We start from the raw sequence: 23,231 nt of genomic DNA on the forward strand, positions 1-23,231 counted from the left end.
ACGGTGCGCCGGGACACGGATGGCAGACTTTCCGTCATGACAGCCCGCCGCCTCGTGGTCGCCGCCGCGATCGTCGACGACCTCGACCACCCGGCGCGCCTGCTCGCCGCCCGGCGGAGCCGGCCCGAGCACCTCGTGGGCCGGTGGGAGTTCCCGGGCGGCAAGGTGGACCCGGGGGAGACGCCGGCCGAGGCGCTGCACCGCGAGCTCATGGAGGAGCTCGGGGTGCGGGTCGATCTCGGCCACGAGCTGCCCGGCCCCGACGACGGCGGCTGGATCATCACCGACCGGCACGTGCTGCGCCTCTGGCTGGCGGTCGTCACCGACGGTGACCCGCGGCCCCTCGTCGAGCACGACGACCTGCGCTGGCTGGACCGTTCCACGCTGCTCGACGTCGACTGGCTGGACGGCGACGTCCGGATCGTCGAGGCGCTCGACGCCGTCCTGCACGACCGGGTCGACACCGCGCGCTGACACCTCGACAGGCGACTCGACGGGCGGTCTCGTTCCGCCCCGCCTACGTTCGCACCAGACCCGGACGAAGGAGCACAGGTGGGCGCAGCGATCGGACAGTCCCTCCCGGTGGCGGTGGGCGTCCTCATCAGCCCGCTGCCGATCGTCGCCGTGGTGCTGATGCTGGTCAGCCGGCGTGCCAAGGCCAACGCCGCCGCCTTCCTGATCGGCTGGTTCGTCGCCGTCCTGGTCGTGGTCGCGCTCGTCGCCGTGCTCGCCGGTTCGGCCGCCCCCGACGAGGAGGGCACGCCCCTGTGGTCGGCGATCGTCAAGATCGTGCTCGGCGTGCTGCTCCTGCTGCTCGCGGTGAAGCAGTGGCGCGGCCGGCCGCGCGAGGGCGTCGAGCCGGAGACGCCGAAGTGGATGGCGGCCATCGACCAGTTCACGCCCGGCAAGGCGCTCGGCCTCGCCGTCCTCCTGTCCGCGGTCAACCCGAAGAACCTGCTGCTCGTCGTGTCCGGCGGTGCCGCCATCGCCTCGGCCGCACCGGGCGACACGAACGCGCAGGTCGTGGCCGCCGTCGTCTTCGCGCTCATCGCCAGCGCCGGCGTCGTGACCCCGCTGGTCATCTACCTCGCGATGGGGGAGCGCGCCGCCCACGTGCTCGACGGGCTGAAGACGTGGATGGTCCAGAACAACGGCGTGATCATGGCCGTCCTGCTGCTCGTCATCGGCGCCAAGGTGCTCGGCGACGGCATCAGCGCGCTGTGAGGCCGCGGCCGACCAGACGGTGACGGTGCTCCGCCGCGCTGCTGGAGACCTCCGGCTCCTCAGGCCGGGGACCCAGGGCGCGCACCCAGCGCTCGACGTCGCGGCGGCGGCGCAGCCGCACGACCTGCACGTGCGGCGCCTCGCGCGCCAGCCGCCGGTCGAGCCCGCGGAGCTTGTGTCGGGTGCGCCACGCCCACCGGAGGATGTGGTCGCGGTCGGAGAGGACGGTCCGCAGGGGCGGCTCGACGTTCCCGTTCCACAGCTCCGTCCGCCGCAGCCTGCGCCGCACGGTGCGCCGTCCGACCTGCCACAGCACGACCGGCACCGGCAGGTCGAGCCACACCAGCAGCTCGGCGCGCTCCAGCAGCAGCGGCCGCACGGGCGTGTACTGCCACTCGCTGACCCAGGCGTCCTGCGCGACGACGGCGCGGACGTCGTCCTCGAACTCCGCACGGGGCGTCCAGCCGGGGCCGTGGAACAGGCTGTCCAGCTCGGTGAACGGCAGGTCGAGGGCGGCCGCCACGCGCCCGGCGAGCGTCGACTTGCCCGCCCCGGACGTGCCCGCCACGAGGATCCGGCGGGCGGTCACGGGTGAGGGAGGGGCGTCGTGCGGCACCCGCCGAGAGTACGGTGGCGCCAGCGCCTCACAGCCCTCAGCCACGCCCGCGGTCGACGTCGACCCGGAGGACGGAGCACCCGTGCCGCACGACGAACCCGCCGGCTTCGAGCTGCGGACGGACCTGCTGACGCGGGTGGCGCACGCGCACGACGCGTCGCACTACCTGCTGCGCCCGGAGGTGGTGGTGCGGGCGCACGACGTGGACGGGGTGGTGGCCGCGATGCGGGAGGCGAGCCGCCGCGGCCTGCCGGTGACGTTCCGCTCGGGGGGCACGAGCCTGTCGGGGCAGGCGTCGGGTGCGGGGATGCTGGTCGACACGCGCACGCGGTTCACGCGGGTGGAGGTGCTCGACGGCGGGGAGCGGGTGCGCTGCCAGCCCGGCGCCACGCTGCGGCTGGTCAACGGGCACCTGGCGCGGCGCGGGCGGCGGCTGGGGCCGGACCCGGCGAGCGAGATCGCGTGCACCGTCGGGGGAGCGGTGGCCAACAACTCCTCGGGGATGTCGTCGGGCACCACGCGCACCGCGTACCGCACCGTCGAGGCGATGACGGTGGTGCTGCCCGGCGGCACCGTGGTCGACACGGGCGCGCCCGACGCCGACGCGCGCCTGGCCGCCCTGGAGCCGGACCTGCACCGCGGCCTCGCGGAGCTGCGCGACCGGGTGCGCGGCAGCGCGACGATGCGCGCCGAGGTGGAGCGGCAGTTCGCGATGAAGAACACCATGGGCTACTCCGTGAACGCGCTGCTGGACCACGACAGCCCGGTGAAGATCCTCGAGCACCTGATGATCGGTTCGGAGGGCACGCTGGGGTGGGTCGCGGACGTCACGTTCCGCACGGTGCCGCTGCTGACACAGGTCGCGACGACGCTGCTCGTCTTCGACTCCCTCGAGCGCGCCACGGACGCGCTCGTGCCGCTGGGCGCCTCCGGCCCCGAGGCGATCGAGCTCATGGACCCCGCCTCCCTGCGGGTCGCGGCGGCGGACCCGAAGGCGGACCCCTCGATGCGGTCGCTGGCCGCGGTCGCCGGCATCACGGGCCAGACGGCGCTGCTGGTGGAGTACCGCGCCGCGACCGACGAGGCGCTCGCCCCGCTGCAGGACGCCGCGCGCGCCGTCGTCGACGGTCTCGCGCTGGAGCTGCCCGCCACGCTCACGACCGACCCCGCCACGCGCGAGCGGCTGTGGCGCGTGCGCAAGGGCCTGTACACGGCGGTCGCGGGAGCCCGCCCGGCCGGCGCGACGGCGCTGCTGGAGGACGTCGTCGTGCCCGTGGCCGACCTCACCGCCACGGTGCGCGACCTGGGCGGGCTGTTCGCGCGGCACGGCTACGACGGGAGCCTCAACGACGAGGCCGTGACCTTCGGGCACGCGAAGGACGGCAACCTGCACTTCATGATCACGCCTCGGCTCGGCGACACGGCGGAGCTCGACCGGTACGCGGCGTTCAGCGACGACCTCGTGGACCTGGTGCTCGGCCGCGGCGGCTCGCTCAAGGCCGAGCACGGCACGGGCCGCATCATGGCGCCGTTCGTACGGCGCCAGTACGGCGACGACCTGTACGCCGTCATGCGCGAGATCAAGAGCCTGTTCGACCCGCGGGGGCTGCTCAACCCGGGCGTCATCATCACGGACGACCCGCACGAGCACCTGCGCGACCTCAAGGTCGAGGCCTCCGCCGGCGGCGAGGACGCCCCGCTCGTCGACCGCTGCGTGGAGTGCGGGTACTGCGAGCCGGGCTGCCCCTCGCGGACCGTCACGACGACGCCGCGCCAGCGGATCGCGCTGCTCAAGGAGCTCGCCGTCGCGCCCGAGGGCGAGCGCGAGGAGCTGCAGAAGGCGTACCGGTACCGGGGCGTGCAGACCTGCGCCGCGGACTCGATGTGCGTCGAGGCGTGCCCCGTCGGCATCGACACCGGCGTCGTGATGAAGGGGCACCGGGCGCGGTCGAACCCCGCCGTCGTGCAGAAGGGCGGCGAGGCCCTCGCGGGGTCGTGGGGCCCGGTCGTCGACGTGCTGCGCGGCGCGCTGGGCGTGGTGGAGAAGCTGCCGACGCCCGTGGTGCGCGTGGCCTCGGAGATCGCGCGCGGCGTCGTCGGGACCGACGTCGTGCCGCGCGTGGACGACGACCTGCCCGGCCCAGGCCTCCGGCGCGAGGCCGACGACCTCCGTGCCGCCACCGGCGGCGCACCCCGGGCCGTCCTGTTCTCGTCGTGCATGGGCGAGCTGTTCGCCCCCGCCCCCCGGGGCCTGCCGGACGTCGACGGGAGCGCGGTGGGTGCCGAGCACGCCCTCCGCGTGCTGTGCGAGCGCGCCGGGATCGGCCTGGCCGTGCCGGAGGGGATCGGCGGCCTGTGCTGCGGCACCCCGTGGGCGAGCAAGGGCCTGCCGGGCGGCGCGGCGCGGATGGCGCGACAGGTGCTCGACGCCCTGTGGGCGGCGACGCGCGGCGGGGCGCTGCCGGTCGTGTGCGACGCGTCGAGCTGCACGCACGGCCTGGTCGAGACGCCGCACCACCTCTCCGGCGAGGACGCCGAGCGGTTCGCCCGGCTGCGCATCGTCGACGCCGTGACGTTCGTGCGCACCGACGTGCTGCCCGCCCTCGCCGCGCAGGGCGTCGCGATCGAGAAGCAGGGCAGCGTCGTCGTGCACCCCACCTGTGCGACGGTGCACCTGGGCGCGGTGGACGACCTGCGCGCCGTCGCGGCCGCCGTCGCCGACGACGCCGTGGTGCCCGCCGCGTGGGGCTGCTGCGGCTTCGCCGGGGACCGCGGGATGCTGCACCCCGAGCTCACCGCCGCCGCCACGCACGCCGAGGCGACCGACGTCGCGGCGGGGGAGCGGGCACTGCCCGGCGGCCGGTACGACGCCTACGTCTCGACCAACCGCACCTGCGAGATGGGGATGTCGCGCGCCACCGGCCGCGACTACGTGCACGTGCTGGAGCTGCTGGAGGCGGCCACGCGCGGCTCGGGGCCCGGGGTCCCCGGCGCGCCCTGACGGGGCCTGGTCCTCCCTCCCGCGTTGACGAGCGCGACGCTCGCCAGCACGAGACCGATCCCGAGCGTCTGGGACCCGGTGAGCACCTCGCCCCCGGCGAGGACCCCGAGCGTGACGCCGGTGACAGGGTTCAGCAGGCCGATCACGCCGACGGCCCCGGCCGGGAGGTGGCGGAACCCGCTGAACCAGCAGACGAACCCGAGCGCCGTCGCGACGAGGCTCACGTACGCGAACGCGAGGGACTCGGTGACCGAGAGCGCGGGCGGCGCGCCCTCGACGAGCGCCGCGGCGACGAGCAGCTCGAGGCCGCCGACGACGAGCTGCCACGCGGTGACCGTGAGCACGGGCGTCCCGTCCTGCCAGCGCTTGGTGAGGACGGCGCCGACGGACGAGAGCACCATCGAGGCGACGGACGCCGCGATGCCCCAGCCGTCGAGCGCGCCGGTCGCGGTGCCGACGATCAGCAGGACGCCGGCGCCGCCCACGGCGGCCGCGACGACGACGCGCGGCGTGGGCCGTTCACGGAGCAGGAGCCACGCCGCGCCGGCGATCGCGATCGGGCTGAGCGACATGAGCGAGGCGGCGACGCTGGACGGCAGCAGCTGGGCCGCGACGTACACGAGGCAGAAGAAGATCCCCATGTTCAGGGTGCCGAGCACGACCGAGCGCCACCACCACGACCCGCGGGGCAGCCGGCGCGCGACCAGCAGCAGGACGACGCCTGCCGGCAGCGCGCGGATCGCCGACCCCCACAGGGGGGAGCCCCCGGGGAGGAGGTGGTGGGTCACGACGTAGGTGGACCCGAACGCGACCGGCCCGACGGCCGCGACCAGGGGCCAGCGGACGCGCAGCCAGGCCCGGCGCGGCCCGGAAGAAGTTTCCATGGAAAGCATCTTACTTTCCGTGGAAAGTAGGATGGCCCCATGGCTGAGGTCGATCGCGTCGCGACGTTCGTCGAGCAGTGGCGCAGAGAACGCCCCGACCTCGACCCGAGCCCGATGGCGGTGATCGGGCGGATGCGTCGGATCTCCGACGACTTCACCGCCGCGCTCGTCGCGAACTACCGGCGGTTCGGGATCGGGGAGGGCGAGTTCGACGTCCTGTGCGCGCTGCGGCGCGCGGGCGACCCGTTCGCGCTCAACCCGGGGGAGCTCGCGGAGCACACCATGGTGACGGCCGGCGCGACGTCCAAGCGGGTCGACCGGCTGGAGGCCGCCGGGCTCGTGGCCCGGCAGGCGCGGGCCGGCGACGGGCGCGGGCGGGTGGTCACGCTGACGCCCGAGGGGCGCCGGCTCATCGACGAGGCGTACCCCGCGCACCTCGAGCTCGAGGAGGGCCTGCTGGGTCCCCTCTCGCGTGGGGAGCGCGAGCAGCTGGAGGCGCTGCTGCGCAAGCTCGTCGTCGGCTGACGCCGGAGGTCGCTGCGCCCGCGGGCATGAGGACCCGGCCCGGGGTGCTGGCCGGCGTCGGGCTCGCCGTGCTCGTCGCCGCCCTCCTGGAGCAGCACGAGCAACCGCCGCGGCTGCAGCGCCGACGCCTCACCGGTCCGCCGGGTGCACCACCATCGCCGCGCCGCCGCCGCGCCGTCGCGGCTCGGAGACGGCCGTGAGCAGGCCGTCGTCGCCGAGCTGCACGGCGGTGGCGGCCCCGATCTCGGCGGCGGAGGTGAACGCGTCGCCCGACGGCACGAGCGTGTGCCCGTACTCCTCGAGCGCCGGGCCGTAGGCCTCGATGAACTCCGGCTCGGCGGTGACGGACGCCGTGTTGCGCTGCGCCGCGCGCGGCGCGGCGAGCGCCTCGCCGATCGGCATGCCGCGGTCGAGGTGGTTGGTGAGCGTCTGCAGCACGGTCGTGATGATCGTGGAGCCGCCGGGCGAGCCGAGGGCGAGGACCGGCTCGCCGTCGCGCAGCACGATCGTCGGCGCCATCGACGACCGCGGGCGCTTGCCGGGCTCGATGCGGTTCGGGTCGTCCGCCGCCCACACGGTGGAGAAGTCGGTGAGCTCGTTGTTCAGCAGGAAGCCGCGGCCCGGGACGAGCATCCCGGAGCCGCCGGTCTGCTCGATCGTCAGGGTGTACTCGACGACGTTGCCGTCCCCGTCGACCACGGTGAGGTTGGTCGTCGAGACGTTCTCCGTGTCGGAGTCCGCGGGCGCGATCGTCTCCCCGCACGCCGCGTCGTCGGCGTCCACGTCGCCGGGCGCGACGGGCTTGGTCGCCGCGGCCTCCGGGTCGAGCAGGCACGCGCGCTCGGCGGCGAAGTCGTCCGACAGCAGGGTGTCGAGCGGGACGTCGACGAACGCCGAGTCGCCCACGTAGGCGCCGCGGTCGGCGAAGGCCAGGGCGCTCGCCTCGAGGTAGTGGTGCAGGTAGGCGGCGTCGTCCATGCCGGCCAGGTCGAACGTCTCGAGGATGTTCAGAGCCTCGCCCACCGTGGACCCGCCGCTGGAGGACGGCGCCATACCGTAGACGTCGTAGTCGCGGTAGTCGGAGACGGTCGGGTCCTGCAGCAGCGCCTCGTACCCGGCCAGGTCGTCGAGGTCGAGGAAGCCGGGCGGCACGGGCAGGTCGGTGTCCGGCGAGGTCTGCGGGTGCTGCACGACGTCCACCATCTCGGCCGCGAGCTCGCCGCCGTAGAACGCGTCGGTGCCACGCTTCGCCAGCAGGTCGTACGTGTCCGCCAGGTCGCGGTTGCGGAACACGCTGCCGACGGCGGGCGGCTCACCGCCCGGCAGGTACAGCTCCGCCGTGGCGGGGAACGCGGCGAACCGCTCGGCGTTGCTCGCCGTCTGGTCGTGGAACGTCTGGTCGACGACGAACCCGCGCCGCGCCAGCTGCGTCGCCGGCTTCAGCGCCTTCTTGAGGGAGTAGGTGCCCCACTCGTCGAGCGCCGTCTGCCAGGTCGCGGGCGTGCCCGGCGTGCCGACCGAGACGCCGCTGGTCACCAGGTCCGGGGTGAACGGGTACGGCTTGCCGGTCGCCGGGTCGACGAACGCGTCGTTCGGCATCTCCGCCGGCGCCGTCTCCCGACCGTCGATCGTCTGCACCTCGCCGCTGTCGGCGTCGTAGTACACGAAGTACCCGCCGCCCCCGACGCCGGCGCTGTACGGCTCGGTCACCCCCAGCGCCGCGGCCGCCGCCACCGCCGCGTCGACCGCGTTGCCGCCCTTGCGCAGCACCTCCAGGCCGACGCGGCTCGCCTCCGGGTCCACCGTGCTGATCGCGCCGCCGTACCCGACGGCGGTCGGCACCTTGACGTCGTCGCGCGGGGCGGCGCTCGCCGTGGACGCGGCGGTGGTGCCCACGACGGCGGTCGTCGCGGTCAGCGCCGCCGCGCCCAGCGCGGCGAGCGCGCGGGTGCGACGGGCGGGGCGGGAGGAGGAGCGTCGGCGGTCCATGCGTTCCACCATGGCGGATCCGGACGTCGGTCGCGCGCCGTGCGGCGGCGTTTCGGCGCCCGCTCGACGGCGAAAAGTTTCCCTGCTGGTTGACAGAGTGAAAGTTGGTGGCAACCTGGTCGCGGGACGCTGCGACGGCGCACGTCCCGGCCCGACCAGCGGAGGATCCCCCAGTGAGCCGAGCACAGAGCCGAGCACTGCCCCCTGCCCGACGGACCGTGCCCCTCGGGGTCGGTCTCCTGCTCGGCCTGGCGATGGCGGTGCCCGCGGGCGCCGCCGCGGCCGCGACGCCCGATCCCGACCTGCCGCTCGCCACCGCCGGCGTCGCGCCCGCCACGGCGGGCACGGTCTCCGACGACGTCGCCGACCTGCCGCTGGACGACGCGGGCGCGGCGATCGTCACCGAGCGCGCGGAGCGGCTGATCGCCCCGGGGCTGGAGCTCACGGAGTTCGCGCGCGTCTCCGCGGAGGGCTGGCTGAGCGGCGAGGTGCTCGTCGCGCACCTCGGCCGGGACGACGGGCCGCGCCTCGGCTACCTCGGCCCCGACGCCGTCGCCGGCAACGCGACCGTGAGCGAGATGGCCGCCGACCGCAGCGCCGTCGCCGCGATCAACGGCGACTTCTTCGACATCAACAACTCCGGCGCCGCGCTCGGCGCGGCCGTGGACGACGGCACGCTGCTCAAGTCCGCCGCCCCCGGCCGCGAGAAGGCGCTGACGGTCGACTCGTCGGGCGTCGCGCGCCTCGCCGAGCTGTTCCTGGAGGGCACCGTCACCCTCGGGACGGCAGACGACGCGCCCGAGCTGCCCGTCGCGGGCCTCAATGTCACCGCCGTGCCGGCGGGCGGCGTCGCCGTCTTCGACGCCGCCTGGGGCGACGCGGCCCGCACCCGCCCGCTCGGCGCGGGGGAGCAGGGCGTCGAGGTGCAGGTCCGCACCGCACCCGGGAGCGACGAGGGCGCGGCCGGGACCGTCGTCTCCGTGGGCGCGCCGGGATCCGGTCGCCTGCCCGCCGACGTCCGCGCCGTCGTCGCCCGGCCCGGGGCCGCGGCCGACGCGCTGGCGGCCCTCGCGCCCGGCGACGAGGTGACGCTCGCGTACGGCCTGCGCGACGACCTCGGCGAGCTCCGCACCGCGATCGGCGGCGACCCCGACGACTGGCTGCTCGAGGACGGCGAGGTCACGTCGTCCACCAGCGACTTCGCCACGCTCCGGCACCCCCGCACGGCGGTGGGCCTCAGCGCGGACGGCACGACGGCGTACCTCGTGGTCGTCGACGGCCGGCAGGCGCAGAGCATCGGCGCCTCCCTGCCCGAGCTGGGCCGGTTCCTCGATCAGCTCGGCGCCGACGACGCGATCAACCTCGACGGCGGCGGCTCGACGACGATGGTCGCGCGGCTGCCCGGGGACGCGGGGACCAGCGTGCTGAACAGCCCGTCGGACGGCGGCGAGCGCCTGGACGCGAACGGCCTCGGGCTGTTCACCCCCGAGGGGTCCGGCGAGGTGCACGCGTTCGACGTGCGCGCGGCCGTGCCCACGGGCGCCGCGCCCGCCGGCGACGCGCTGCGCGTCTTCCCCGGCCTGCACCGCACGCTGACCGCGGCGGGGTACGACGAGTCCCGCGCCCCCGTCGACACCCGTCCGGACGACTGGACGACGACCGACGCGGCGGTCGCCGCCGTCGCCCGCGCCGACGACGGCGCGGGGGGCGTCACCGGCGTCGCGGCCGGCACCGCGACCGTCCGCGCCGCGACCCCCGCGGCGGACGGGGTGGCGACGGGCTCCGCGGAGCTCACGGTGCTCGGCGGCCTCGAGCGCCTCACCGTTCCCGAGCCGGTCGTGACGCTCCCGGACGCGGACGCGACGGCGTCCCTCACCGTCGTCGGGCACGACGCCGACGGGTACGCGGCGCCGGTCGAGGCGCGCGACGTCGAGGTCACGGGCGGCGACGGCGTCGCCGCGCTGGAGCCGGCGGCCGACGGGTCGTTCACGGTGCGGGCGCTGCAGGGCGCGGGCGCCGCGACCTTCACGCTCGCGGTCGGGGACGAGCAGGTCGAGGTCGCCGTGGCGGTCTCGCTGGAGGACGTGGTCGTGGCGGACCTGGCGGACGCCGACCGCTGGACCTCGGCGCACGACCGCGCGCCCGGCGGCTCGGTCACCCCCGCCGAGGGCCACGAGGGCTCGGCGGGCCTGACGCTGACCTACGACTTCACGCAGTCCACCGCGACCCGCGGCCAGTACGCCGTCGCGCCGGACGGCGGGATCGTGGTGCCCGGGCAGCCGCGCACGCTCACGGCGTGGGTGCACGGCGACGGGAACGGCGCGTGGCTGCGGCTCCAGGTGCGCCAGGGCGACGGGGTCGTGACCAACCTCGACGGCCCGACCGTGTCGTGGGAGGGCTGGCGCCAGGTGCAGGTCGTCGTACCCGAGGGAGTCGCGTTCCCGCTCACGCTGCAGCGCCTGCGCCTCCTCGAGACGCGGGCGGCGGAGCAGTACACGGGCGAGGTCGTCGTCTCGGACCTGCGCGCGCAGGTGCCGCCGGACGTCGACGCGCCGGTGGCGGAGCGGGTCGAGGACCCGGTGGTCGTGGCCGACGGCGCGACGGACGACGCGCCGCTGCGCGTCGCGGTGCTGTCGGACGCGCAGTTCGTCGCCCGGGACCCGGGGTCGGGGGCGGTGCTGGGCGCGAAGCAGGCGCTGGCGGAGATCGTCGCGGCCGACCCGGACCTGCTCGTCATCAACGGCGACCTGGTGGACGAGGCGTCGCCCGCCGACTTCGACCTGGCCCGCGAGGTGCTCGACGAGGGCCTCGCCGACGCCGACTTCCCCTGGTACTACCTGCCGGGCAACCACGAGGTCATGGGCGGGTCCATCGAGAACTTCGAGGACGAGTTCGGCGAGCGGACGCACGTCGTCGACGTGCCCGACCCGCGCGGCGACGGCGGCACCACGCGCCTCGTCATGCTCGACTCGTCCAGCGGTCGCCTGGGCAGCGACTTCGCCCAGCTCCGCGCCCTGCGCGACGCGCTCGACGACGCGGCCGCGGACGACGCCGTGACGGGCGTCGTGACCTTCTTCCACCACCCGCTCGACGACCCGCTGCCCACGAGGGCGAGCCAGCTCGTCGACCGGGTCGAGGCGGAGACGCTGCGCGGCTGGTTCGAGGACTTCCGCGAGACGTCGGGCAAGCAGCTCGCCTCCGTCGGGTCGCACGTGGGCGTCTTCCACGCGGCCACCGCGGACGGGGTCCCGTACGTCGTCAACGGCAACTCGGGCAAGAGCCCGGCGAGCACGCCCGGAGACGGCGGGTTCACCGGCTGGTCGATGATCGGCGTCGACCCGGCGGCGCAGGGCACCGGCGACGGCGGCTGGTTCTCCTGGGAGGTCGAGGCGCGCGCCGAGAGCGTCGCGGTGAGCGGGCCCGAGGAGCTGGCCGTGGGCACGTCGGGCCAGGTCAGCGCGCTGCTCACGCAGGACGGCACCCGCCAGGTGCCGGTCGCGTGGCCGGTGTCGTCCCGCTGGGGCGGGGAGCGGGTGTTCGTCGGCTCGCCCGACGACGCGCCGTCGGGCGCCGTGCTGGCGCTGGACCCGGCGACGCACGAGGCCACCGCCGTCGCGCCCGGCCGCGCGACCGTCGAGGTCGAGGTGAACGGCGTCGTCGGCACGCTCGACGTCCTGGTGCCCGCCGGGGCGCCGGGTACCGCCCGGATCAGCGACGACAACGGCTGGGACACCGGCCTGCGCGACGGCGACTACCGCGTGCTCGTCGACCTGTGGTGGGGCGAGAACGCCACCGGCCTGCGGCTGTACGAGGACGGCGCGCTGATCCACTCCGAGAAGCTCGCGCACGGCGGCACGGGCGCCCAGCGGATCGCCGTCCCCGTCACCGGGAAGAAGAACGGCAGGTACGCGTACACCTGCGAGCTCGTCAACGCGGCGGGGACGACGCCGTGCGCCGGCCCCCACACGGTGCGGGTGACCGACGCGAACCCGGGCACGCCCACGCTGTCGCACGACAACGGCGACGGCGACGGGGACTACGTCGTCGCGATGGACAAGTGGTGGGGCACGCAGGCCACCGGCTACGTCCTCTACGAGGACGGCGTCGAGGTGGACCGGCAGGAGCTGGTCCCGGGGACCGGGGGAGAGGCGCAGTCCGCCGCCACCGTGCTCGCGGACCGGGAGCCCGGCACGCACCGGTACGTCGCCGTCCTCACCAACGCCGCCGGCGAGACCCGCAGCAAGGAGATGGCCGTCCGCGTGCGCCGCTGAGCGCCGCGGCACCGACCGCGGCGGGCGTTCGCCCCGCCCGCCGCGGTCGGCATATCCTCGGACCATGAGCGACTTCCAGGTCAATCCGCGCGTCAAGTCCGAGCCCACCGGCGCCGTCCTCGGCCGTTTCCTCGGCGCGCTCGTGCTCTTCCTGGGCGGTCTGGTGCTGCTCGGCTCCGGCGCCTCCGGCGGGAACCCGACCCTGGACCCCTACATGGTCGTCGGCGGCATCCTCGCCGTCGGGCTGGCCTTCGGCCTCCCGATGATCGGCGCGCACGAGCGGGGCTGACCCGCAGCCCACCACCTGTGTCGTGACGTCGTCCGGTCAGCGCCGCGTGACGACGAGGACCTCCGAGACGTTCCCCGCGCGGTCCGTCGCACGCGCCTCGACACGGTCGTGCGGGTGGATGCGGATCGTCCCGCCGTAGGTGGTCCACTCGCCGCGGCCGACCCGGTACTCCACGAGCGCGACGCCGGACGCGTCGTCCGTCGCGTCGAGGGTCAGGGTCTTCCGGTTCGGGTGGGCCCACGCGGACGTGACCTCCGGGGCGGTGACGTCCGGCAGCAGGTAGGCGCCGACGCCCTGCGCCGCGGTCCGGGTGGTGTCCTCCAGCAGCCACCGGGTCGCGGCGGCAGGGTCCGACAGGGTGAGCGAGACGCCCGACGCGGTGTGGCCGTCGACGTCGAGAGCACCGCCGGTGGCCGCGTTGACGAGCTGCCCGTCGTGCTCCTGCTCTGTCGAGGCGTCCGGTGCGAACGTCCACCGCTGCCGCGGGTCGTCCGCGTCCGCCCGGACGCCGGCGTACCGGACCTCGGTGTCCGAGACCGCGGCGAGCGCGCCGGAGCCGTCGGACGCGGCGATCGTGTACGCGCCGCCGCCGACAGGGGCGAGCGACCACACGCCGTCGCCCCACCTCGACCAGACGACCATGTCCCGCTCGGGGTGGTCGCCGTCGCCCGCGTACCGGTCGATCTGGTACTCGGTGCCGATCCCGTCGGCGACGATCCGGAACGCGTCCGTCGCGAAGTCGACGCCCTCGGCGGTGACGCGCTCGGGCGCCTCGGGCACCTGCGTGAAGTCGCCGTGGTAGACGTCGGGCGCCGGCTCGTCCCACGGGGCCGGGAGCGTGAGATCCGCGGGGTAGACCTTGGCGAACAGCGCGTAGGCCTGCGGGTCGTACTCCTTCAGCTCCGCCCGGGTGTTGATCGGGCTGCGCACCCCGTCCGTCCAGTCGGGCTTCTCCGCCATGACGTCGAACCAGATGGCCGACAGCGTCGCGAAGTACTCGTCGATGTTGCCGATCGCGTACGTGTTCGGCCACCGGCCGGTGGACCACGAGTTCTCGTACGCCCTGTAGAGCTCGTCGGAGAGGCTCTTGTCGGCCAGCGTCTCGATGCCCACGAGCCGCACGGCGTGGCCGAACTCGTGCACCAGGATGTTCTCGTTCCGGTAGCCCGTGTTGAGGAACGCGTTCTCGTCGTCGCGCGTGCGCAGCACGTTGCGCTCGGAGATCGACGACACGCAGCCGTTCCACTCGCTGCCGCCGTACCCCTCGACGTCGTACATCTCGGGGTCGTAGCCGCCGCGATGCTCGGGCACGAGATAGGCGTTCTCGCGCGCCGCGTACACGGCGAGCGAGCAGCCGAAGTCGGCCATCCGCGCCGCGATCCCGTTGTCGGCCTTGCCGAGCTGGACGTCCACCTGCGCGGCGGCCAGGTCGAGCGTGGCGGGGTCGACGCGCGGGTTCGCCTTGACGACGATCCCGGATCCGGTGGTCACGGACTGCGTGTAGTAGTCGAGCCGGGGGACGCCGGTGTACGTCACGTCCTCGGCGGGCCGGCCCTCGGCGTCCTCGATCTGCGACCCGTCGACGGTGACCGTGAGCGGCTCGTCGGGGTCGAGCGTGCCGGTGTACGCGATGCTCGCCAGGTGCAGGTCGTCGGGCAGGCGCGCCATGCTGTTCGCGTCCGACGCGGCGATCTGCCGGTTGTCCTTGTCGAAGAAGATCGTGTCCGTGGGCCCGGTGGCAGGCTTGGCGGTGAGGGCGACGGTGGTGCCGCCCTGGCTGAGCGTGACGTTCTCGGGGCTCACCGCCGCGGTCTCGTCGACGTACCGGTCCCACGAGACCTCGAGGAACCTGCCCTCGTTGATCACGCGGACCTCGGTGACCTGGGGGCCGTCGTACGTCGGGTCGACGGCGACGGTGCCGTCCGCCGCCACGGGGATCTCGGGCGGCGCGTCGGCCGCGGCCGCCGTGCCCGCTCCCACGAGCAGCGACGCTCCCACCGCCGCCGCCGTCGCTGCTGCCGTCAGGGCGGGCAGCCCGCCCCGGTCTCGTCCGTTCTTCACACCAGTTCCCTTCGTCTGCGGAGGTCCTGCCTGACGGGGGTGACGCGGGTGTTGCTCGGCCCCGCCCCGGCAGGCGCCGGGGCGGGGACGCCTCAGACGGCGGCGGGCAGCAGCGCCGACGTCCAGGCCTCGACGCCGGCGGCGTCGATGGGCAGGGCGTCGGAGAGCACCTCGTGGCCGTCGGGGGTGACGAGCAGGTCGTCCTCCAGCCGCACGCCGATGCCGCGCAGCTCCGGCGGCACGGTGAGGTCGTGAGCGTGGAAGTACAGGCCTGGCTCGACGGTCATGACGACGCCCGGCTCCAGGTCGGCGCCCATGTACTGCTGCCAGTCGCTGTGCGCGCAGTCGTGCACGTCGAGGCCCAGGTGGTGCCCGATGCCGCACACGAGCCAGCGGCGGTGATGCTGGCCCTGCGGCGACAGCGCCTCGTCGACGGAGACGGGCAGCAGGCCCCAGTCGTGCAGGCCCTGCGCGATCACCTCCATGGCCGCGTAGTGGAAGTCGAGGTAGTTCACGCCCGGCTTCACGTGCGCCATGCCGGCCCGGTGGCTCTTCTCCACCAGGTCGTGCACGGCGCGCTGCTCCGGGCTGAACCGGCCCGACGGCGGCACCGTGCGCGTGACGTCGGCGGTGTAGAGGGTGGTCGTCTCGACACCCATGTCGAGCAGCAGGGCGGCGTCGGGGAGCACGGGGCCGTCGCAGCGCACCCAGTGGAGGGTGGGGGCGTGCGGGCCGCTGCCGACGATGCTGGCGTAGCCCGGCCCGTTGCCGGTGGTGCGGGCGTGCCGATCGAACGTGCCCTGCAGCCAGCGCTCGCCGCCGGACCGCACCGCCGCGGGGATCTCCCGGGCCACGGCCTCGAAGCCCGTCACCGTGTGGTCGACGGCGGCGCGCAGCTGCGCCACCTCCCAGGCGTCCTTGACCATGCGCAGGTCCGCGCACGCCCGGGCGAGCTCGGCCGAGGGCTCCAGCCCGTGCCGCGCCACGACGTCGTCCGGCACGGCGCGCCCGGCCCACCAGCCGGAGCCGTGCGCCAGGGCGTCGTCCAGGTCCGCGAGCGGGCGCACCGGGACGCCGAGCGCCCGCGCCCACTCGCCGAGCCCGGGGGAGGCGCCCACCCACAGCTCGCCGTGCATCGCGTCGGAGAAGAAGGCCGGGTCGCCCGGCCGCGCGGGCGGCGGCGCGTAGAGCACGGCGTCCGCCCCGTGCAGCACGACGACGGCGTCCTCGAGCTGGCAGCCCGTCAGCCACACGAAGTCGCTGTCGGCCCGGAAGTCGTACGACGTGTCGTTGCTGCGCACGGGCGCCCGGCCCGCGCCGACGACGACGGTCCGCCCGCCGAGCCGCTCCGCCAGCCGGGCGCGGTGCGCCGCGGCGGCCTCGGCCGCGCCGTCGGGCACCCGGGCGGGTACGACGTCGGTGGACCAGCCCTGGGCGATCATCTCGGTGAAGGCCGGCACCTCCGTGAGGCGCGGGGTGCGGTTCCCCGAGTGCGGGGGCCGGTGGTCGTGGGTCTGCTGCGTCATCGTCGTTCTCCTCCTGCGTCCCGGACCAGGTCCCGCAGGCGCCGCAGCACCCGAGGGTCGCCGATCCCGTCGTGCTCGTACTCGTTGGTCACCCAGGCGTGCGAGCCGCCCAGCCTGGACAGGGTGTCGAGCTGCAGCCCCGAGTCCACGTACATGTCGTCGAAGTAGACCGCCGCGGCCAGCGGCACGTCGTTCGCGGCGAGGCGCTCGACGTCGTACAGCGGGCTCCACTCCCGGCGCGCGGCGAGCTCGTGCACCGCCGGCGCGAACGGCTTGAGCAGCCGCACCTCGTCGAACATCCACGGGAACGCCATCTCGCCCGTGAGCAGCAGCGGCCGCTCGTCGGGCCCGAACTGTGGCCGCTCGTCGCGGGCGCGCTGCGCCGCCCACGCCGTCGGGCCGTTCGCCCCGTCGCCGTAGATGGACTCCTGGAGCGTCCAGAACAAGGGGTTCGACGCCGACGACGAGCGCACCAGCACCTGCTCCAGGAACGCGTGCGACAGGCGGCCCGGGCGCACGAACGCCTCGTCGACCAGCCAGTGCAGGCGCTCGGACCCGGGCTTCATCCCCAGGTCGATCCCCAGGGACTGGAACCGGTGCACGGTGAGCGCGTCGCCGTCGGGCAGGCGCACGTCGCCCTCCGCGAGCCGGTCGGCGATCGCGGCCACGGCGTCGACGTCCTGCGGGTACAGGTCGTAGTACCGGCGCGTCTTGGCCTCGGCGCGCGCGAACGTGCGCCGGTAGACCTCGTCGGCGCTCGCGGGCGTCCCCGGGATGCCGCCGGTCACGTAGCAGGCCGCGAGACCCTCCGGCGCGGTCGAGAGGTAGGCGAGCGTGATCCAGCCGCCGAACGACTGGCCCAGGCTCGCCCACCGGCGGCCGTCGTAGTGGGTGCGGCGCACGTGCTCCAGGTCGGCCACGATCGAGTCGGCCCGGAAGCATGCCAGGTAGTCGGCGCCCGCGACGGCGTCGCCGCGCGCCGCGACCGCCTCGCCGTCCAGCGGCGTGCTGCGGCCGGTGCCGCGCTGGTCCGGCAGGATCACGCGGTACGTGGTCAGGGCCTCGTCGAGCCAGCCGTCGCGCTTCAGGGGACGGGGTGACGCGCCGCCCGGCCCGCCCTGCAGGTAGACCAGGAGGGGCAGGTCGTCGCCGCGGCGCTCGGGGTCGACCAGCTCGCGCCAGAAGACGTCGATCTGCTCGCCGTCGGGCCGGGCGTGGTCGAGGGGGACCGCCGTCGTGCGTTCCGTGACGTGCAGCCCCGGCAGGTGATAGGTGGTCACGCGGTCGTCTCCTCCTCGGTGCCGGCGGCCTCGGCCTCGCGGTCGGGCGTGGCCGTCGCGGCCCGCGCCTCCGCCGCCTCGCGCCGCGCCCGCTCCCACTCGGGGCGGATGCGCGGCACGGCAGCCAGCAGGGTCCGGGTGTACTCGTGCTGCGGGTCGTCGAAGACGGCGTCGCGCTCGCCCTGCTCGACGATGCGGCCCTTCGACATCACCGCCACGCGGTCGGCGATCTGCCGCACCACCGCGAGGTCGTGCGCGATGAAGAGGTAGCTGAACCCCTCCTCGCGCTGCAGCCGGCGCAGCAGGTTGATGATCTGCGCCTGCACGGACACGTCGAGCGCGGAGACCGCCTCGTCGCAGACCACCAGCCGAGGCGACACGGCGAGCGCGCGGGCGATGCCGATGCGTTGCGCCTGGCCGCCGGAGAACTGCGAGGGGTAGCGGCGGTGGTGGTCGGGGTCCAGGCCCACGCGCTCCATGAGCTGCTGCGTGAACGCCCGGGTGCCGCCCGGCACCTCGCGCCCCTGGTAGACCAGCGGCGCGGTGACGATGCGCTCCACCGTGTGCCGCGGGTTGAGCGACGAGTACGGGTCCTGGAACACCACCTGCACGTCGCTGCGGAACCGCCGCAGCCGGTCGCCCTTCGCGCGCGTCACGGGCTCGCCGTCGAAGACGACCTCGCCCGACGTCGCGTCCGTCAGCCGTGCGACGATCCGCGCCGTCGTCGACTTGCCGGACCCGGACTCGCCGACGAGCGCCAGCGTCTCGCGGGCGCGGACCTCGAGGCTCACGCCGTCGACCGCCCGGAACGTGTCCGCCCGCCCCAGCAGCCCGCCGGTGCCGGGCACCGCGAACTCCTTGACCAGGTCCGTGGCGCGCAGCAGCGGCTCGGACGACTGCGACGTCGGGGCCGCCGGCGCGCTCGCGGGGGCGACGGTGCTCTCGCCGGTGCTCGCCCCGGTGCTCTGCCCGGTGCTCTGCCCGGTGCTGGTGGTGCTCATGGCTTCCCTCCCACGCCGGCGGCGGCGTCGATACCGCGCAGCTCGCCGATCTCGTCGTCGATCCGGGGGACGGCGTCCAGCAGCGCCCGCGTGTACGGGTGCTGCGGGTCGGAGAACAGCCGCTCGGCGGGGGCCTGCTCCACGGCCACGCCGTGCCGCATGACGACGACGTCCTCGGCGATCTCCGACACGACGGCGAGGTCGTGCGAGATGAGGATCAGCGCCGTCCCGGTCTCCCGGCGCACCTCCTGGAGCAGGTCGAGGATCTGGGCCTGCACGGTGACGTCGAGCGCGGTGGTGGGCTCGTCGGCGATGAGCAGGTCCGGCTCGGTGGAGAGCGCCATCGCGATCATCACGCGCTGGCGCATCCCGCCGGAGAACTGGTGCGGGTAGTGGTCCACGCGCCGCGCGGCGTCCGCGATGTGCACGCGCTCCATCGCCTCGACCGCGACCTTGCGCGCCTGCCGCCGCGTGACCCCGGGGCGGTGCGCCCGGTAGGCCTCCTCGATCTGCATCCCCACGGAGTAGTAGGGGTTCAGCGACGACAGCGGGTCCTGGAAGATCATCGACATGCGGTCGCCGCGCAGGCGCCGCACCTTCGACTCGGGCAGCGACGTCAGGTCCGCGCCGTCCAGGGAGACCCGGCCGCGCAGGCTCGCCGTGGGCGGCAGCAGGCCCATGACGGCCAGCGACGTCATCGACTTGCCGGAGCCCGACTCGCCGACGATCCCCAGCGACGCGCCCTGCTCCAGCGTGAACGAGAGCCCGTCCACGACGTCGACCGGCCCGTGGGCCGTCCGGAAGGTGATGGTGAGGTCCTCGACCTCGAGCAGCGTGCTCATGCCTGCCCCCTCATGCCCTCGCTCCGATCCGGACGCGCGGGTCGATCGTCGTGTAGACGATGTCCACGATCACGTTCCCGACGATGACCAGGAAGGCCGCGACGAGTGTGACGCCCATGATGACCGGCTGGTCGTTCTTGGTGATGGAGTCGGACGCCATCTTGCCGATGCCGTTGAGGCCGAAGACGGTCTCGATGATGATCGCGCCGCCCAGCAGGCCGGCGAAGTCCATGCCGAACAGCGTCACGACCGGCGTCAGCGCGGGCCGCAGCGCGTGCCGCCGCCACACCAGCCGCGGGGCGAGGCCCTTGGCGCGCGCCGTGCGGACGAAGTTCTCGTCGAGCGTGTCGAGCACGTTCGCCCGCGTGAGCCGCTGGTACATCGAAGCGTAGGTGAACGCGAGCACCAGCCACGGCATGACGAAGTTGAGGAACCACTGCCCGGGGTCGGCGGCGAACGGCACCGCCTGGGGGAAGGGCAGCCACCCGAGCCGCACCACCAGCACGTACTGCAGCACGAGGGCGAGCACGTAGTTGGGGATGGAGACGCCGCCCAGCGCGGCGCCGGTCGCGGCCCGGTCGAACCAGGTGCCCTTCTTGATCGCGGCGATCATGCCGCCCGAGACGCCCATGAGCAGCCACAGCACGGCCGCGCCCACGGCGAGCGTGGCCGAGACGCCGAAGCGCTGCTCGAACATCTCGAGCACGGGCTGCCCGGTCTGGAAGGAGTAGCCCAGGCACGGCGCCGCGCAGTCGATCGCGTTGGCGCCCGTGCCGTACGTCGTCCCGACGAACAGCCCGGACAGGAAGCCGAGGAACTGCTCGTAGAACGGCCGGTCCAGGCCCAGGTTGGTGCGGATCTGGTCGATCAGCTCCGGCGTGCAGTTCTTGCCGCAGATCTGCACCGCGGGGTCGGGGGAGAGCGCGAAGAAGATCGCGTACGTGAACAGGACGACGAGGAACAGCACGCCCACCATGCCGGCGAGCCTCGTCACGAGAAAGCGGACCATCAGCGCCTCTCCCCCGCGTCGACGACGTCCTTGAGCCGGTCGCCCAGGACCGTGAAGGACAGCACGAGCAGGAACAGGAAGGTTCCGGGGATCAGGAAGTACATCGGGTCGACGGCGTACCAGCTCATCGACTGCGCGATCATCTGCCCCCAGGACGGGGTCGGCGGGACGACGCCCACGCCGAGGAAGCTCAGCCCCGCCTCCGTGCCGATGTACCCGGGCACGGCGAGCGTCGTCATGACGATGATCGTGGAGCGCAGGTTCGGCAGGATCTCCAGCAGCACGATCCGCCAGCCCGACGCCCCGGACGCCCGGGCCGCCTCGACGAACTCGCGCTGCGTGATCGTCATCGTCTGGCCGCGCACCACGCGGGCGAGGTAGGGCCACCCGAACACCGAGATGACGAGCACGAGCAGCGGCGCGCGGTTGCTCGCGGGGAGCGCCGACAGGATCGCGATCATGAAGATCAGGGCGGGGAACGCCATGAGGAAGTCCATGACGCGCGACACGACCTGGTCGACCTTGCCGCCGTGGTACCCGGCGAGGAGCCCGAAGAGGACCCCCAGCAGCGTGGTGAGCGTGGTGGCGGCGAGCGCGATGAGCATGGAGGTGCGCGCTCCGTAGACGATGCGTGCGAACAGGTCGCGGCCGGTGCCGGGCTCGACGCCGAACCAGTGCTCGGCGCTGATCCCGCCGAGCGGACCGATCGGCAGGCCGCCGAGATTCGGGTCGATGGCGGTCTGGTCGAACTCGTACGGTCCCCAGCCGGAGAGCTTGACGACGAGCGGCGCGGCGACGGCCAGGAGCGCGACGAGCGCGATGTACGACAGGGCCAGCACCGCCCCGCGGTGGCGGAGCAGATGGTGCCAGACGCCCTGCCGGGGCGCCGGGGGCGCGACGCCGACGGACGGCGCGCCCCCGGTCTCTGCCTCGAGCGTGGTCATGCTGATGGTCATGGCTCAGCCCTTGCTCGGGTCCTTGAGCCCGACGCCGGTGTAGTCGAGCCCGCCGGTCGCGACGCCGGGGCTGGAGTACACCCCGGTGACGTTCTCGCCGGGCAGCAGCACGACCTTCTCCACCAGCAGCGGCACGATCGGAGCCTCGGTGAGGGCCTGCTCGTCGAGGTTGCCCCACGCCTCGTTCGCCGCCGCAGGGTCGGTGATGGCGAGCGCGTCGTCGATGGCGGAGTTGATCGCCGGGTCGTCGATCTGGGCGAGGTTCGAGTTGCCCTTGTCGGTGATGCGGCGCCCGTCGAACAGCGGCGGGATCACGGTGCTCGCCGACGACGCCCAGTCCGGGCACCAGCCCGTGATCGCGGCGTCGTTCTGCAGCTTGGGCGTGCCGATCGTCTCGTAGAACTTCGAGGTGTCGATCGGGTTGAACGTGACCTTGATGCCCACGCGGGACAGCGACTGCTGCACGGCTTCGGCCTGCGCCTGCAGCTTGGGCTGGGTGCGCATGTCGAGCGTCATCTCGAAGCCGTCGGGGTAGCCCGCCTCGGCGAGCAGCTCCTTGGCCTTGTCGACGTCGCCGGCGTTCCCCTCGCTGGGGTAGAGGTCGAAGTCCTTGAACCCGGCGACCGACTCCGGGATCGTCGTGCTGGCGATGTCGGCGAGCATCGTGCCGCCGGTGCCGTTCTGCACGGCCGCCTTGTCCACCGCGTACGAGATCGCCTGGCGCACCTTGACGTCGTCGAGCGGCTTCTTGGTCGTGTTCAGGCCCATGTACGTGGTGCAGACGCCCGGCCAGTCGACCAGGCGGTCCTTGTACTTCGGGTCCTGCAGGCGGGCGAGCGTCGCGGGCTGCAGGTTGCCGCCGATGGCGTTGACGTCGGTGCCCTGACCGGCCAGCAGGCGCTCGTCGATGGTGGCCGGGTCGAGGCCGAGCTGGAAGTTCCAGCCGTCCGGCTTGGCGGTGCGCACCTCGTCGGTGGCCGCGTCCCAGTTCTCGTTGCGCACGAGCGTGATCACGCTGCCGGGGGTGTACTCGTCGAGCGTGTACGGGCCGGACGCGACGATGTCGTTGAGGAACTCGTCACCGGCGCCGGAGCCGACGGGGAAGGGCGCGAAGTTCGGCTGCGACGCGACGGCGGGGAAGTCGGGGAACGGCGCCTTGAGGTGGAAGACGATCGTGGTGTCGTCGGGCGTCTCGATGGTCGGCAGGTCGCCGGACTTGTACGGCCCCTCGTAGTCCTTCGGCGCGTCGATGACCTGCTTGGCGTACGGGGAGCCGATGCCGATCTCCGGGTCCCAGGCGCGGGAGACGCCGAACTTCACCTCGGCGGACGTGATCGGGTCCCCGTTGTCGAACTTCAGCCCGTCCTTGAGCGTGAACGTCCAGGTGAGGCCGTCGTCCGACACGGTGCCGGTGTCCGTGGCGAGGTCGGGCACGATCTCGTTCGGGTCCTCCGCGCTGCCCGACGCCGGCGTCGTGAGCGTGCGGTACACGAGGCGGTAGAAGTTGTTCACGCCGCCGTCCCAGCCCTTGGCCGGGTCGAGGTAGGAGAAGTCGGCGTTCTGCAGCACCTGCACGACGCCGCCCTCGGCGGGCTCGCCCTCGAGGCCGCCGGCGGTGCTCGCCGTCGAGCTCCCGCCTCCGCCGCCGGAGGAGCACGCGCCGAGCGCGAGGAGGGCCGCGACGCCGAACGCTGCGGCACGGAGGGCTGGTCTGGTCACTCGTCGTGTCATGGAAAACCTCCCAGGGTGGGGATGGT

17 protein-coding genes are annotated in these 23,231 nt (G+C 74.1%); 6 read left to right on the forward strand and 11 right to left on the reverse strand.

Annotated features, from left to right (window positions below):
* Positions 1 to 36 precede the first annotated feature (36 nt).
* Both ACH443_RS09235 and ACH443_RS09240 read left to right on the forward strand, forming a co-directional pair.
* Positions 37 to 474, forward strand: coding sequence for a (deoxy)nucleoside triphosphate pyrophosphohydrolase (locus ACH443_RS09235; RefSeq protein ID WP_429762759.1), 438 nt, complete (start codon positions 37 to 39; stop codon positions 472 to 474).
* Positions 475 to 552: 78 nt separating this feature from the next.
* Positions 553 to 1,224, forward strand: a complete 672-nt coding sequence (locus ACH443_RS09240) for a GAP family protein (RefSeq protein WP_430555645.1) — start codon at positions 553 to 555, stop codon at positions 1,222 to 1,224.
* On the opposite strand, the gene ACH443_RS09245 is transcribed toward ACH443_RS09240, so the two are convergent.
* Positions 1,211 to 1,840, reverse strand: coding sequence for an AAA family ATPase (locus ACH443_RS09245; RefSeq protein WP_430590120.1), 630 nt, complete (start codon positions 1,838 to 1,840; stop codon positions 1,211 to 1,213). The genes ACH443_RS09240 and ACH443_RS09245 overlap by 14 nt on opposite strands.
* 82 nt (positions 1,841 to 1,922) lie before the next feature.
* Here ACH443_RS09245 and ACH443_RS09250 point away from each other — a divergent pair, with 82 nt between their 5' ends.
* Positions 1,923 to 4,841, forward strand: a complete 2,919-nt coding sequence (locus ACH443_RS09250; protein WP_430590121.1) for an FAD-binding and (Fe-S)-binding domain-containing protein — start codon at positions 1,923 to 1,925, stop codon at positions 4,839 to 4,841.
* Here ACH443_RS09250 and ACH443_RS09255 read toward each other — a convergent pair.
* Entirely contained in the window at positions 4,769 to 5,725 is a 957-nt protein-coding gene (locus ACH443_RS09255) for a DMT family transporter (RefSeq protein ID WP_430555648.1), read from the reverse strand. The two genes, ACH443_RS09250 and ACH443_RS09255, sit on opposite strands and share 73 nt — an antisense overlap.
* Positions 5,726 to 5,764: 39 nt before the next feature.
* On the opposite strand from ACH443_RS09255, the gene ACH443_RS09260 reads away from it, so the two are divergent.
* Positions 5,765 to 6,250 carry a MarR family winged helix-turn-helix transcriptional regulator gene (locus tag ACH443_RS09260; protein ID WP_430590122.1) on the forward strand — a complete coding sequence of 162 codons (486 nt, stop codon included), beginning with the start codon at positions 5,765 to 5,767 and terminating at the stop codon, positions 6,248 to 6,250.
* 129 nt (positions 6,251 to 6,379) lie between these two features.
* On the opposite strand, the gene ggt is transcribed toward ACH443_RS09260, so the two are convergent.
* Positions 6,380 to 8,239: a gamma-glutamyltransferase gene (gene ggt, locus ACH443_RS09265; RefSeq protein ID WP_430590123.1), complete on the reverse strand. Its 1,860-nt coding sequence runs from the start codon at positions 8,237 to 8,239 to the stop codon at positions 6,380 to 6,382.
* 173 nt (positions 8,240 to 8,412) lie between these two features.
* On the opposite strand from ggt, the gene ACH443_RS09270 reads away from it, so the two are divergent.
* Complete coding sequence (locus tag ACH443_RS09270; RefSeq protein WP_430590124.1) at positions 8,413 to 12,510, forward strand: phosphodiester glycosidase family protein; 4,098 nt, start codon at positions 8,413 to 8,415, stop codon at positions 12,508 to 12,510.
* Between the two features lie 64 nt (positions 12,511 to 12,574).
* Positions 12,575 to 12,799 carry a hypothetical protein gene (locus ACH443_RS09275; protein ID WP_429762751.1) on the forward strand — a complete coding sequence of 75 codons (225 nt, stop codon included), beginning with the start codon at positions 12,575 to 12,577 and terminating at the stop codon, positions 12,797 to 12,799.
* 36 nt (positions 12,800 to 12,835) lie between these two features.
* Here the strand turns inward: ACH443_RS09275 and ACH443_RS09280 are convergent, their stop codons facing one another.
* From ACH443_RS09280 to ACH443_RS09315, 8 genes are all read right to left on the reverse strand, one after another.
* A complete protein-coding gene (locus ACH443_RS09280; RefSeq protein WP_430590125.1) occupies positions 12,836 to 14,860 on the reverse strand; it encodes an RICIN domain-containing protein in 2,025 nt (674 codons plus the stop codon).
* 92 nt (positions 14,861 to 14,952) lie between these two features.
* Positions 14,953 to 16,386 carry an aminopeptidase P N-terminal domain-containing protein gene (locus ACH443_RS09285; protein ID WP_430590126.1) on the reverse strand — a complete coding sequence of 478 codons (1,434 nt, stop codon included), beginning with the start codon at positions 16,384 to 16,386 and terminating at the stop codon, positions 14,953 to 14,955.
* Complete coding sequence (locus ACH443_RS09290) at positions 16,383 to 17,666, reverse strand: alpha/beta hydrolase family protein (RefSeq protein ID WP_430590127.1); 1,284 nt, start codon at positions 17,664 to 17,666, stop codon at positions 16,383 to 16,385. The genes ACH443_RS09285 and ACH443_RS09290 overlap by 4 nt, the downstream gene beginning before the upstream one ends.
* On the reverse strand, positions 17,663 to 18,667 hold the full coding sequence (locus ACH443_RS09295; RefSeq protein ID WP_430590128.1) for an ATP-binding cassette domain-containing protein: 1,005 nt from the start codon (positions 18,665 to 18,667) through the stop codon (positions 17,663 to 17,665). Before ACH443_RS09295 ends, ACH443_RS09290 begins: the two co-directional genes overlap by 4 nt.
* Positions 18,664 to 19,509 carry an ABC transporter ATP-binding protein gene (locus tag ACH443_RS09300; protein ID WP_429762745.1) on the reverse strand — a complete coding sequence of 282 codons (846 nt, stop codon included), beginning with the start codon at positions 19,507 to 19,509 and terminating at the stop codon, positions 18,664 to 18,666. Before ACH443_RS09300 ends, ACH443_RS09295 begins: the two co-directional genes overlap by 4 nt.
* Positions 19,510 to 19,519: 10 nt before the next feature.
* Positions 19,520 to 20,518 carry an ABC transporter permease gene (locus ACH443_RS09305; protein ID WP_429762744.1) on the reverse strand — a complete coding sequence of 333 codons (999 nt, stop codon included), beginning with the start codon at positions 20,516 to 20,518 and terminating at the stop codon, positions 19,520 to 19,522.
* On the reverse strand, positions 20,518 to 21,474 hold the full coding sequence (locus ACH443_RS09310; protein WP_429762743.1) for an ABC transporter permease: 957 nt from the start codon (positions 21,472 to 21,474) through the stop codon (positions 20,518 to 20,520). Before ACH443_RS09310 ends, ACH443_RS09305 begins: the two co-directional genes overlap by 1 nt.
* Before the next feature lie 3 nt (positions 21,475 to 21,477).
* On the reverse strand, positions 21,478 to 23,205 hold the full coding sequence (locus tag ACH443_RS09315; RefSeq protein WP_430590129.1) for an ABC transporter substrate-binding protein: 1,728 nt from the start codon (positions 23,203 to 23,205) through the stop codon (positions 21,478 to 21,480).
* Positions 23,206 to 23,231: the final 26 nt, after the last annotated feature.

It is taken from the genome of Isoptericola sp. NPDC019571 (genome assembly GCF_044389385.1).
GTDB lineage: Bacteria > Actinomycetota > Actinomycetes > Actinomycetales > Cellulomonadaceae > Isoptericola > Isoptericola nanjingensis.

Coding starts and splice junctions, on each gene's coding strand:
- ACH443_RS09255 (WP_430555648.1), bottom strand. CDS start 5,725: ATGGAAACTTCTTCCGGGCCGCGCCGGGCCTGGCTGCGCGTCCGCTGG.
- ACH443_RS09235 (WP_429762759.1), top strand. CDS start 37: ATGACAGCCCGCCGCCTCGTGGTCGCCGCCGCGATCGTCGACGACCTC.
- ACH443_RS09300 (WP_429762745.1), bottom strand. CDS start 19,509: ATGAGCACGCTGCTCGAGGTCGAGGACCTCACCATCACCTTCCGGACG.
- ACH443_RS09295 (WP_430590128.1), bottom strand. CDS start 18,667: ATGAGCACCACCAGCACCGGGCAGAGCACCGGGCAGAGCACCGGGGCG.
- ACH443_RS09275 (WP_429762751.1), top strand. CDS start 12,575: ATGAGCGACTTCCAGGTCAATCCGCGCGTCAAGTCCGAGCCCACCGGC.
- ACH443_RS09310 (WP_429762743.1), bottom strand. CDS start 21,474: ATGACCATCAGCATGACCACGCTCGAGGCAGAGACCGGGGGCGCGCCG.
- ggt (WP_430590123.1), bottom strand. CDS start 8,239: ATGGACCGCCGACGCTCCTCCTCCCGCCCCGCCCGTCGCACCCGCGCG.
- ACH443_RS09260 (WP_430590122.1), top strand. CDS start 5,765: ATGGCTGAGGTCGATCGCGTCGCGACGTTCGTCGAGCAGTGGCGCAGA.
- ACH443_RS09285 (WP_430590126.1), bottom strand. CDS start 16,386: ATGACGCAGCAGACCCACGACCACCGGCCCCCGCACTCGGGGAACCGC.
- ACH443_RS09315 (WP_430590129.1), bottom strand. CDS start 23,205: ATGACACGACGAGTGACCAGACCAGCCCTCCGTGCCGCAGCGTTCGGC.
- ACH443_RS09305 (WP_429762744.1), bottom strand. CDS start 20,518: ATGGTCCGCTTTCTCGTGACGAGGCTCGCCGGCATGGTGGGCGTGCTG.